The sequence below is a fragment of the Sporosarcina sp. SAFN-015 genome (genome assembly GCF_051966875.1).
Lineage (GTDB): Bacteria > Bacillota > Bacilli > Bacillales_A > Planococcaceae > Sporosarcina.
This window is the reverse complement of record NZ_JBQCKP010000015.1, coordinates 22,303-34,795: the sequence shown is the minus strand read 5'-3', so window position 1 is coordinate 34,795 and position 12,493 is coordinate 22,303. Positions and strand designations below refer to the sequence as shown.

The following is a 12,493-nucleotide window of genomic DNA, read 5'->3' as shown; positions in this document are numbered from 1 at the left end:
AATCATCTGTATATTTAACCATAATAAAACACCCCAAAAGTTAGATTTTCAACTCTAACTTTTGGGGTGCACTTCACTCTACGGCGGGTTATTTCATTTACAAAAAAGAAGTTGTCCAAACACGGACAACTCCCATCAATAATAATCTTATTGATTTCCTTTTTTAACCCACTCTGCAACTGTAACTGTCCGTTTTGCTTGATGCTTCACAGCACCTTGAACATCCTCAATCATTTTACCGTCCTGGCCGACTGTTACGCTCGTGCCGTAAGGATTTCCGCCTGCTCCAAAGAGAACTGGGTCAGTGTATCCAGGAGGTGCAATGATAGCGCCCCAGTGCATCATTGAAGTATACAGGGATAATAATGTAGCTTCTTGGCCGCCATGTGGATTTTGAGCAGACGTCATCGCGCTTACTACTTTATTAACCGTCTTGCCGCTTGCCCAAAGGCCACCTTGAATATCTAAGAATTGCTTCATTTGCGATGGCATATTGCCAAAACGGGTTGGGACGCTAAAGATAATTGCATCTGCCCATTCGAGATCTTCTGAAGTTGCCACTGGAACGTCTTTTGTCGCTTCGACAGTTGATTTCCAAGCTTCATTTCCTTCGATGACTGATTGTGGAGCGAGCTCTTGAACTTTCAATACTTTAACTTCGGCACCGGCTTCTTTTGCACCCGCTTCAGCCCATTTAGCTAATTGATAGTTTGTACCACCCATACTATAAAAAATGACAGCCACTTTTACATTCGACATTTTTTCCATCTCCTTTGGCTTTCCAAATATTTTTGCTAAAAAGCGCATTATTGCACCTGCTTCTTCGATAATTTCATAACCATACTCTTCTAGCTATACCACTACAAAAAAGTTTTATTCAACCCCTTATCTGTCCATATGAAAGAGGGTGCAGAAAGATCAATGACTTTCCTGCACCTCATCGGATAATGCCAACTCTTTTATTTCTACTCTGTATACGCCAATGCATACAAGGAGCTCATCAATGCTTGAACCCCGACTGCCAATTGTTCAGGGCTTGTATATTCCAAAGGATTATGACTGATTCCTTCGCGGCTTGGAACGAAGATCATTGCTGTCGGCACGACGGGCGCAATGATTTGTGAATCATGCCCAGCACCGCTATGCATCACCTTATAATTGAATCCATTTTCTTTCGCTTGTTTTTCAATGGTTTCAACGATTTGTTTATTCATAGGAATCGGATCCTCATCCATCCACATATCAATCGTCGTCTCTACACCTGAATCAGCAGCGATCCTCTTGATAATTGTTGTCAGTTCCTCCGTAAACTTTACGAGGGCCTCTTTTTCCGTATGCCGAACGTCAAATGTAAATAGCGCTTCCCCTGGAACAACGTTTACAGTGTTCGGTTTGACTTCGATTTTACCGACTGTCGCAACGAGCGGATCGCCGTATTCTTTTGCTCTGTTAATGACATTATTGATCATTTGGCTGGCGGCATATAACGCATCTTTCCGATACCCCATAGGTGTAGTCCCCGCATGGTTTGCGACACCTTTCACTTCGATCGTAAAACGCCTTTGTCCGACAATGCTATGAACAACTCCAATGTCTTTTCCTTCCTTCTCTAAAACATTGCCTTGTTCGATATGGATTTCAACAAATCCTTTCAAGTCATTGCGGAGCGCTTTCGATTCATCCCTAAAATTAAAACCAGCAGCTCTCATTGCCTCTACGAAGGGAACATCGTTGAAATCCGTAATGTCTACAACGTCCTCTTTTTTCGCAATGCCGACAAAATTTTTGGACCCCCAGAAGGCATATGGGAAACGGCTTCCTTCCTCCTCGGCAAACGACACGACCTCGAGATTTCGGAGGGGCTGGCCATATTTCTCCTTTAAAAGGCGGATCGCTAATATTCCCGCCAATATTCCAAAGGCGCCATCTAACTTGCCGCCGTTTTTAACAGTATCTACATGCGAGCCGGTTAAAATTGTTTCATTTTTATACATACTTCCTTCTAATCGGCCAAATAAGTTTCCGATATCATCATAACGAGTAGTCAATCCATCATCTTGCATTCTTTTTTCCAACGCTTTTTGCCCTTCCACCCATTCTTTTGTATATAGTAACCTTGTAACACCACCTTCAGGATCCTTCCCGTATTCCGCCAGCCACTCTTCAAGACGAGCAATTTCACGTGTTACATCTGTCACATTCATCTACCCCTTTGTATTGGTTGTCCGTTTTCAAACACGACATCCCCACCTACAATTGTTGTCTTCACTTTTCCTTTGAAAGTCCTTCCAATATAAGGCGAATGTTGATGGCGGTAAAACAGATCTTCCTTCTTCAATTCAAAGCTTTCATTCAGATTGACAAGTGTCAAATCAGCATCATAATCTGCTGCAATCGTTCCTTTTGTCTTCAGTCCAAATATTTTCGCCGGATTTTTTGACGTCAATTCAACAATTTTCTCCAACGGCACATTCCGTTTGAAATGTCCTTCCGTCAAAAGAATATTCAACATGGACTGGGCTCCTGAAATCCCTCCCCATCCATCGAAAATATTATCGCTTATCACTTTCATGGATGCTGGCGCCGGTGAATGGTCGGAGCCGATTGTGTCGATTTCGCCATTCGCTACTGCCGTCCATAATTCATCCACTTCTTCTTGATCTCTTAATGGAGGGGCACATTTTGCGATGACGCCTTGTTCTTCCAAATCCTTTACAGTCAATGATAAATAATGCGGACACGTTTCAACCGTTATGTCGACGCCTCTTTGTTTCGCATCATTGATCACTTCCACGACTTTCCGGCTGCTTGCATGCACGATATGAAGTTTACAGCCCGTCAATTCGGCATAAGAAAGAATTCTTCGGACCGCTTCAATTTCCGAAATGACTGGACGGGATTCGACATAGTCTCTCGCCGTTACTTTGCCTTGACCGATTCTTTCTTCCGCAAGCTGTTCACACATGACCGTACTTTCAGCGTGAACGGCTAATAGGGATCCCAAGGATGCAATCTCCCTCATTCCTTTATAGATCGTTTCATCATCGACGTTATGGAAGTCGTCAATTCCGCTCGGCGACATGAATGCCTTGAAGCCGATAACGCCATTTTCATGAAGCTCACGCAGATTTGCTATGTTTTCTGGTACGAGCCCACCCCAGTAATATGGATTCACAATGGATTTTTCCTCTGCCAATGCACGTTTCATTTCTAAATTGGCTTTATTGATTGTCGGAGGGGTACTATTCAGTGGCATATCAAAAAACGATGTCGCCCCGCCGGCAGCTAAACTCCTGCTACCCGTCTCCAATCCTTCCCATTCTGTTCTGCCCGGCTCGTTAAAGTGGACATGCGAGTCAATGACGCCTGGGAAAACATGAAGACCTTCCGCATTTATCTCCTTGTCTGCCGTTGCTTCGAGCGGCTTTCCGAAAGACACTTCCATAATCTTTCCGTCCTTGACGGCGATATCTCCTTTTTCCGTTGAGTCTGCCGTTACAATCGTTCCATTTTTAATGATCAAATCGTAGCTTGCCATTGAAAATCCCTCCAAGTTTTGCCGATCTTATTATTCCCGTTGTGGAAACTAGATTCCTGTTCATTATGTGTCTCATCCTTCTTCTATATCCATTAACCTTTACAAAGCAAACATGCATAAGCAATATTCAAGAATTCAATCAAGTTCTATACAATGGATGTTTATTACGTTATGATGGTATTTCAGCTATGAAGTAAGGAGGAGTAATGATGGCAAGAAAAGCTTATGAAGTAAAAGGCTCAACGGCATCAGGTCCGTATTCAGCTGCGGTGGACGCAGGTGATTTAGTTTATTTATCCGGGCAGACCGCAATGAACTCCGCTTCTGCGGATAATATAGCAGGTGACATCGGAACACAAACAAAATTGTGCTTTGATCACTTGTTTGAGGCGCTGGAAGCAGCTGGTCTCACACCTGATGATGTTGTAAAAGTAAATGTTTATTTGACTGATATGAATAATTTTTCCGCAATGAACGAAGTATATGCAACGAAGTTTTCTAAACCGTTTCCTGCAAGGACTTGTGTCGCAGTGGTAGCACTTCCACTCGGAGCAGAAGTGGAAATCGAAGCGATTGCGAAAAAACCTAACTGAGTAATATGAATGAATATAAAGGCGTCCCCCAAAATATGTATAAACGTTTTTGGGGACGTCTTTTTTTTTCTCCAAAATGAAACTGTTGACGCAACGTCAAACAGCATGCTATTATTATCTTGAATTAAAGATAAATTAATTCAATCGGTAAATAATGAATCCAAAAACCATGTTAGTTGAAAAACAAACAAATTTTTTTAACTATATATCTTGAATTCGAGACAAATTAAGGAGGAGAACATACATGAACCAATTAAAAGGCATTCACCACGTGACAGCCATTACGAGCAGTGCAGAGATGATTTATGACTTCTTCACGTACACATTAGGATTGCGCCTCGTAAAGAAAACAGTAAACCAAGATGACATTCAAACGTACCATCTATTTTTCGCAGATGATGCAGGCAATCCAGGTACGGATATGACATTTTTCGACTTCCCCGGCATTCAAAAAGGAGTACACGGAACAAACGAAATCTCAAAAACTTCTTTCCGTGTACCGAGCGATGCTGCGTTAGCATATTGGGTAAAACGCTTCGACAAATTTGACGTGAAGCATAAAGGCATCCAAGAGCAATTCGGTAAAAAGGTATTGTCATTTGTAGACTTCGATGACCAACAGTATCAGCTCATTTCTGACGAGCTCAATGAAGGCGTCGAATCAGGAACGCCATGGCAAAACGGACCGATTCCTTTGGAGTTCGCCATTACAGGACTCGGACCAATCCATATCCGGACTTCCTTCTTCGATCACGTGAAAGATATGTTGGAGAAAGTATTTATAATGAAGGAAATTGCACAAGAAGAGTCATTCCATTTATTCGAAATGGGCGAGGGTGGAAACGGCGCTCAAGTAGTTGTGGAATATAACACGGTCCTTCCGCAAGCAATGCAAGGATTCGGCACTGTCCATCATACGGCATTCCGTGTAGAGGACCGCAAAGAAATCGATGTTTGGCAACAACGTTTGCAAGGCTTCCAATTGCCAAACTCAGGCTTTATCGACCGTTATTTCTTCGGCTCGTTGTATACGAGAATCGCACCTTCCATTCTGTTCGAATTGGCGACGGACGGCCCTGGCTTCATGGGCGATGAGCCGTATGAAACGCTTGGCGAAAAACTATCGTTGCCACCATTCTTTGAAGACAAACGCGAAACAATTGAAGGCCTTGTACGGCCAATTGATACAGTCCGTAGTACGAAGAACATTGAAAAAGAATACTTGTAAGGAGGTGAAACTTTAAAAGATGGGACTTTTTGATAAATTATTTGGATCTAAACAACAGGAGGAACAAACAATGACAAATTTAAATATCGGTATTATTTTAGGATCAACTCGTGATGGACGTGTAAGCCCTCAAGTAGGTGCTTGGGTAAAAGAATTGGCAGATCAACGCGGAGACGCTAACTATACAGTAATCGATATCGCAGATTACAAATTGCCATTGCTAGGCGAGCCAGGAAGCGATGCTTCAGGCGCGGCCGCATGGTCAGAAATCGTTGGAAAACAAGACGGATTCGTATTCATCGTTCAAGAATACAACCACTCCATTACCGGAGCGCTTAAAAACGCTTTAGACTTCCTACGCGAAGAATGGAACAACAAAGCAGCCGGTATCGTATCTTACGGTTCAGTAGGCGGTGCTCGCGCAGCTGAACATTTACGCGGCATCCTTGGTGAACTATCCGTAGCGGATGTTCGTGTTCACCCAGCTCTATCACTATTCACTGATTTCGAAAACGGAACAGACTTCAAACCAGCGGAAGTACAAGCTTCTTCTGTAAATCAAATGCTAGACCAAGTTATCCCTTGGGCGACTGCATTGAAAACAATTCGATAATAAGTAAGAGTAACCATCCCTTGCATTGGCGCAAGTTAGATGGTTACTCTTTTTTTATATGAAGGCTTCCCTTCTGAACTTATCGACCCCATACCCTATCAAAGCGGCAACAAAAGCAGGCAAAACCCAGCCCAGTCCATGCTCAAAGAACGGAACAACATCTAACCACCTGGTCAAAATCCCGACTTTATAACCGATGCTCGTCAATACCTCGTACAGCGCAAAAATTGACGTCACGGCAACCGATAGCCGGTACATCATCTTCCCTCCGCCCGCAAAATGCTCGAATAACGAGAGAATGACCAATACGATGGAAATTGGGTAAATGAGCACTAATAATGGCACTGCCAAATTTAGAATCGTATTCAAACCTAAATTAGACACTAACAAGCCAATCAATACAAAAATAACAACATACGAGTGGTATTGAATTTCAGGATAAATCTCATTAAAAAATCTAGCACATGCAGTAATCAAGCCAACACAAGTCGTCAGACATGCCAGTGTTACAATCACACCGAATATAAGTCCACCACCGCTAGCAAATAGGATATCCGATGCTACAGTCAATATATCCGCGCCATTTGCAAAGTCATTTGTCTTCGGTATGACCCTTCCAATCCATCCTAAGGAGACATAAACAACGGCCAATCCGAGACCAGATATAATTGCGGCCCCCAATGTCCCTTTTACAAGCTCCGATTTGGATATTGCACCTTTATCCTTCAGTGCATTTATGACAACAATCCCAAACGCAAGCGCCGCCACAGCATCCATTGTGAAATACCCTTCCACGAAACCTTTTACAAATGGAGACGATGCATAAGTTCCTTCCGCTGGAGAAGCTATATTTTCAAATTTGATAAAGGCCCGGATAACCAGCAAAGCTAACACTAGCAATAAAATAGGAGTCAACAGCTGTCCGATTCGATCTACTATTTTCTTGGGATTTAAACTAATGAGGTAAGTCACTCCAAAAAACAGCAAGGAGAATACTAGCAATGCAAGCCAGCCATTGACGTCTACGATTTGCTTGAAACCCAACTCGTACGCTACATTCGAAGCTCTTGGTATTCCATATAAAGCCCCGATTGACATATAGATAATGATCGCAAAAATTAGGCCAAACAGTCCATGCACCCTGCTGCCAATAGAGATTAGCCCATTTTCAGACAATGCGATTGACATGATTGCCATGAATGGCAGCAAGACACCTGTTATAAGAAACCCGGCAATTGCCTGTCCGAAGTTGCTCCCCGATTCCAAACCTAGAAGGGGTGGAAAAATTAGATTTCCAGCCCCGAAGAATAAAGAAAAGAGCATAAGTCCTGAAAACAATACATTTTTCCTACTCATCGTAAACCCTCCTAATTCTTAGCGAACGAACCATCTACTTCAACAGTCTCAAATATATTAATAAATGCAGTCTTATCATAGCCACGTACTATCTTTTTCACCTGCAACATTTCATATCGTGTAACAACAGTCATTAAAATATGTTTCTTTTCTTGTGTATAGCCGCCGTAACCCTCCGTGATTGTAATACCTCGATAGATAGACTTCAATAGATCTTCCCGAATTGCCTCTCCTTGCGAAGTGACAATCTGCATTGTTAACTTAATGTGATTTGTGTGAATACTATCAATCATTTTACCTGTCAAATAGATGGACAAAAGCGTATATAATGCGATATTCCAGTCAAATACGGCACCCGAAATGAAAACTATAATGCCATTCATACTAGTCAGAAGAAGTCCGATACTTATATTGCTCGTCCGGGAAAGGATGATTGCTATGATATCCAATCCACCGGAAGTGCCAGAGTACTTTAAAATCAAGCCAACACCGATGCCGCTCATGACACCTCCAAAAATCGTCGACAATAATATGTTGTCTGTAACAGGAATTACTGGTAACACATACAAGAACACAGATAGCGACACAACACAAACCAGTGTATTGACCGTAATCAACCTTCCAAGTTTAAAGTATCCTAATACAAGTAAGGGTAAATTAAGCAAAAAATTCATTAAGCCAATATCAAATGGGGTAATTTTCCCAATCAAAATAGCAATACCGCTAATTCCACTGCTTAAAATTCCATATGGAACGAGAAAGAAATTAAAAGCAAAAGCAACAATCAACGAACCCGCTACGACAATACCATTTTTCATTCCCAATAGACCTCCTTAGAGTAAAACTGACTTCATCTGTCTGTTATTTTTCCACATAAAAAAACCCGCCCCTAAACAGGGACGAGTTTGTGCTCGCGATACCACCCATATTCCGCAAGTTCCAGATAACATTTGAAACAATACGGCTCTCAATCAACGTACAATCATACGTGTTCCCTATAACGGAGGAAATCCGGCAAGACTTACTATATTCAGCCTTGCATCTCGGAGAATGATTTTCGGAAAAGATCTGTCCATCGACTTTCACCAAGCGTCGACTCTCTAAAGAACAGGGTTCTTCACTTACTGTTTCTCGTCAAGGATTTTCATTTATACAATACAACTTAACAGAGAGTGATTGGAAAAGTCAATAAGCATTTATTATTTCATAACTTTTCGATCATTCTTCCAACTAGTGCAGCAGATTCAGCAAGATGGATTCTGTTTCCGGTGTCTTGATCGCAAAAGTAGAAGCATTTCATACCAAACGTTACTTATTAAAATAAAATGCTTGTTGACTGATTCTTACTATTTTCACTCAACCTTTAGTTTCCACGACAAAAAAACCTCTTTCCAATTCTTCTTGGAAAGAGGCTGTTAATTTTCATTTCATTATAGATAGCGGTTTATATTAATATGCATACGCCCAATTCACCTATTGAACAATGTACAATCTTATGGTAAATTTATTAAGATAGACACTTCATAATTAAAGTGAATATATTATCCCCACTTTAATTATACAACGTAATCTATTCGCCAGTCAAGCCTTTTACTCATTTTTTTAAAGGGGTGTTAGCTATGAAATCAACTTTTCAGCAGGAGCAGCAACGAGTGGACAGTGTGTTGGAGGTCATTACGGAACGGATTCAAAAACTGGAGGATGATACAACCCGGCAGCGGAATGAAGTCGTGAATATCCGCAAGCATTTCTGGGATGAAGTCAAAGTCAATGTCGATACATTTGACGACTATCTTGAAACGATCATCGGCTTGAGACAAGAAGCGCAAGCACTCGCGGTTAGCCAAACTACTCACCGCCATTCATCCAAACGATTGTCCACATTGCGCCGAATGAAAGAAGCTCCTTACTTTGGCCGAATTGATTTCGTGGAAGATGGTGTTTCAAATGAAGAACAAATTTACATTGGGATCGATACGTTATCTGACGACAGTGGAGAAGATTTCCTTATATACGACTGGCGCGCGCCAATTTCTAGTGTCTACTATGATTATCAGCCAGGAAATGCTTCCTATGTTACCCCTGGCGGCGTCATCCAAGGAAGATTGGAGAAAAAGTGGCAATATTTGATTCGCGGGGGTGTTCTTCAATCGATGTTTGACACGAGCCTCACGATTGGAGACGAAATTTTACAGCAAGTGCTAGGCAAAGGTACTGATAAACATATGCACAGCATCGTCGCTACTATTCAACAAGAGCAAAACAGGATTATCCGTCACGACCAAGGGAAACTTCTCATCGTTCATGGTGCTGCAGGTAGCGGAAAGACGTCAGCCGCCCTTCAACGGATCGCCTATTTGCTATACAAATATCGCGATAGCCTTAATGCAGACCAAATTATACTGTTTTCACCGAACACGTTGTTCAACAGTTATGTGTCCAATGTTTTGCCGGAACTCGGTGAAGAGAATATGCAGCAAGTCACCTTCCAAGAATACTTGAATCATCGATTAAGCAAGAACTATCAGGTCGAAAATCCTTATGATCAGTTGGAATATGTCTTAACCGCAGCGGATTCCCCTTCCTATCAATCAAGAGTGGCAAGTATTCAATTTAAAGCATCACCATCTTTCTTTGATGCGATCGAATCGTATAGGGAGTCGTTAGAGGTTTCCGGCATGCTATTCAAAGACTTGATTCTTAGGGGAAAGTCGATCGTATCCAAAGAGCAAATAGCGGAACGGTTTTATCGAAAAGATACATCACTCCGCTTCCATAACCGACTTGAAAAGTTGAAAGATTGGCTGCTGAATAAACTAAAAGAGGCAAAAAATGTTGAACGGCATCAACCATGGGTGCTGGAGCGAATCGAGCTGCTCAGCGACGAGGAATACAATAAAGCGCATGCGTACTTAGCAAAAAAGCGCGGTTTTAAAAGAGACTCAATTGCCGATTATGAGGTGGACACAAAAGAGCTAGCTCAATTGATCGTGCAACAGAGATTGAGGCCGTTGCAAAGACAAGTTCGGGCATTTGAGTTCATCGATACGAAAGGCATCTATAAGCAGCTGTTTGCCGACCCTTTGGCAATAAAACAATGGATGACCGGAGACACACCTCCGGAATGGCCTGCTATTTGCCAAGCAACTCTGAACATGTTGGATGAAGACCAGCTTCACTACGAGGATGCTACTCCCTTTTTACTGCTCAATGAGCTAATCAAGGGCTTTCAGGCAAATCGTACGATAAAACATATCGTCGTTGACGAGGCGCAGGATTATTCTCCTTTTCAATTTGAGTTTTTGAGACGTTTGTTTCCATCTGCGAAGATGACCGTGTTAGGGGACTTCAATCAAGCGATTTTCGCCCACGCGAGCGAAACAGTCGATTTCCACGTGCTAACGAATCTATTTGGCCCTGATGAGACAGAAGTTATCAATATGACAAGAAGCTATCGCTCAACAAAGCCGATCATCGAATTCACAAGAAAATTAATGCCGAACGGTGAGCAGATCATCCCATTTGATCGTGAAGGCGAGCTGCCTAAACTGCAGCAGGTGATCGATCATGCAGAACTGCACCGCCACATCAACGAAAAAGTCGTGCATTTCCAAAGCATCGGCTACAACACCATCGCAATTATATGCAAATCAGCGGAGGAGAGCCGTCGTGCATATGAAGCACTAACTACAATCGAAGACATAAAACTGCTGCGAAAAGGTTCCATGGAGTATGAGCAAGGAGTTGTCGTCGTGCCGGCGTATTTGGCAAAAGGCATCGAATTTGACGCAGTTATCATCTACAATGCATCCATGCATGTTTATGGAGAAGAGAACCTTCGCAGAATTTTTTATACCGCGTGTACACGGGCGATGCATGATTTGCAATTGTACAGCGTCGGTAATCCTACCCCATTGTTGCAAACCGTTCCGCAAGGTTCTTTCATCTCAACTTAACTAAAGCACGGTTTCCTTTTCAGAAGTATTTCTGCCCTAGTATCTACTGTTGATATTTACGCAATGCGCCGGCATGATACAAGTTTTAGTCTCAACTTGTATCATGCCGGCTTTTGTATTTTGTTTATTAATGAGGGAAATCATTTTTCCTTATTTCGACGCTCGCTCAACTGTCTTTTGTTCTCTGCCACAAGGCGATCAAAATACGAGAGTTCAGCCTCTTCCTGAACAAGTGGTTTTGTCGTAAGCTGTTCCTTCTCAACTTTACTCTCAATTGATTCGCTAGATTCCGGCTTTTGTGGAGTTTCAATCGTTTGAATAGGAGCTTTAACTGTCTGAATGAAAGTTTGCTTATCTTGAAGCGGCTGTAAAGGTTCCGGTATCCGCTCCGGCTGGTCTCCCATAAGCATCTCCAGCTTGGCAAACCATTTTCGGGCTTCTCTCTGAAACGCCTCAAATTCTGGCGAACTCTTAGCTAAAGGAAGATATGGTTGATTGTAGAAATTGACTTGAAAAAAAGAATGCTTTGCATGATTCATTTTAAGAAGGAGAGCTAGCGACGTTACTTTGTCAACAGGCTTCTTATTCGGATCCGTAGAGATGGCACCCATTGTCCCTTTGGCAATATCATCCACCGTTCCATATGATGAATGGATGAACCCATCTTCCACTATCGCAACGCCATCAAGATCCTTTATCGCAAAATTCAGCAGCCGATAGGGCATACCTAGATAAGGTTTCTGCAAAACCTCCCCCTCTTTATCTTCCGCAAACCATATGTATAGGCGCTGTTTGTCATAGTCGACCGCGACTCTTGACAACAAATCAGTGGACGTTAGGGATGGCATCTTATCAAAGTCTGCTAGATCTTTATTCAGAGAAAGCAAAACTTCCTTCTGTTTTTCCTTTTGACGTCCCTCCACAATTTGCGAGTGTCCTAAAACCATAATTCCAATGAAAAATACAATAATTGAAAGAACAATGCCCATAAAGGCAAAGCCATTAAAAATAGAATAGATAAGGAACCCAATCGCAACTATAGGAGTTAGACAACCAAGACCGGTTAAAAATCGTGTGGAATTTGTTGGAATGACGTTTACCCCCTTTCGATTTTATCCATGTTCTATAAACCCTGACACTGTCTTTACGAGCCGTCCTGCGAAAGGTTTCAAATCCGCTTTAATCCCCGCCATTATTGCAAACATATTG

The 12,493-nt window shown here is 42.2% G+C and carries 10 protein-coding genes and 1 other annotated feature; of the genes, 4 read left to right on the top strand and 6 right to left on the bottom strand.

Annotated elements, in window-relative coordinates; translation table 11 throughout:
• Positions 1-147 precede the first annotated feature (147 nt).
• The 3 genes from wrbA to ACTHPA_RS17950 all read right to left on the bottom strand — a co-directional run bounded on the left by wrbA (position 148) and on the right by ACTHPA_RS17950 (position 3,538).
• A complete protein-coding gene (gene wrbA, locus ACTHPA_RS17960; protein ID WP_440502266.1) occupies positions 148-759 on the bottom strand; it encodes an NAD(P)H:quinone oxidoreductase in 612 nt (203 codons plus the stop codon).
• A 206-nt stretch (positions 760-965) separates the two neighbouring features.
• Positions 966-2,198, bottom strand: coding sequence for an allantoate deiminase (allC, locus tag ACTHPA_RS17955; protein WP_440502264.1), 1,233 nt, complete (start codon positions 2,196-2,198; stop codon positions 966-968).
• A 2-nt stretch (positions 2,199-2,200) separates the two neighbouring features.
• Positions 2,201-3,538, bottom strand: coding sequence for an allantoinase (locus ACTHPA_RS17950; RefSeq protein WP_440502262.1), 1,338 nt, complete (start codon positions 3,536-3,538; stop codon positions 2,201-2,203).
• A 209-nt stretch (positions 3,539-3,747) separates the two neighbouring features.
• On the opposite strand from ACTHPA_RS17950, the gene ACTHPA_RS17945 reads away from it, so the two are divergent.
• From ACTHPA_RS17945 to ACTHPA_RS17935, 3 genes are all read left to right on the top strand, one after another.
• Positions 3,748-4,131 carry a RidA family protein gene (locus ACTHPA_RS17945; RefSeq protein WP_440502260.1) on the top strand — a complete coding sequence of 128 codons (384 nt, stop codon included), beginning with the start codon at positions 3,748-3,750 and terminating at the stop codon, positions 4,129-4,131.
• A gap of 244 nt (positions 4,132-4,375) precedes the next feature.
• Positions 4,376-5,359 (top strand): ring-cleaving dioxygenase, encoded by a 984-nt coding sequence (locus ACTHPA_RS17940; protein WP_440502258.1) that lies wholly within the window; start codon positions 4,376-4,378, stop codon positions 5,357-5,359.
• Between the two features lie 19 nt (positions 5,360-5,378).
• On the top strand, positions 5,379-5,972 hold the full coding sequence (locus tag ACTHPA_RS17935) for an NADPH-dependent FMN reductase (RefSeq protein WP_440502257.1): 594 nt from the start codon (positions 5,379-5,381) through the stop codon (positions 5,970-5,972).
• A 54-nt stretch (positions 5,973-6,026) separates the two neighbouring features.
• On the opposite strand, the gene brnQ is transcribed toward ACTHPA_RS17935, so the two are convergent.
• Both brnQ and ACTHPA_RS17925 read right to left on the bottom strand, forming a co-directional pair.
• The gene (gene brnQ, locus ACTHPA_RS17930; RefSeq protein WP_440502255.1) at positions 6,027-7,328 is read right to left on the bottom strand and encodes a branched-chain amino acid transport system II carrier protein; all 1,302 of its coding nucleotides are present in this window, start codon (positions 7,326-7,328) and stop codon (positions 6,027-6,029) included.
• Between the two features lie 11 nt (positions 7,329-7,339).
• Positions 7,340-8,146, bottom strand: a complete 807-nt coding sequence (locus tag ACTHPA_RS17925) for a YitT family protein (RefSeq protein WP_440502253.1) — start codon at positions 8,144-8,146, stop codon at positions 7,340-7,342.
• 74 nt (positions 8,147-8,220) lie between these two features.
• Positions 8,221-8,475, bottom strand: a binding site (T-box leader).
• 472 nt (positions 8,476-8,947) lie between these two features.
• Between ACTHPA_RS17925 and helD the strand changes: the two genes are divergently transcribed.
• Entirely contained in the window at positions 8,948-11,284 is a 2,337-nt protein-coding gene (gene helD / locus ACTHPA_RS17920) for an RNA polymerase recycling motor HelD (protein WP_440502251.1), read from the top strand.
• 140 nt (positions 11,285-11,424) lie between these two features.
• Here helD and ACTHPA_RS17915 read toward each other — a convergent pair whose 3' ends face one another.
• Positions 11,425-12,207 (bottom strand): hypothetical protein, encoded by a 783-nt coding sequence (locus ACTHPA_RS17915; protein WP_440502249.1) that lies wholly within the window; start codon positions 12,205-12,207, stop codon positions 11,425-11,427.
• Positions 12,208-12,493 lie beyond the last annotated feature (286 nt).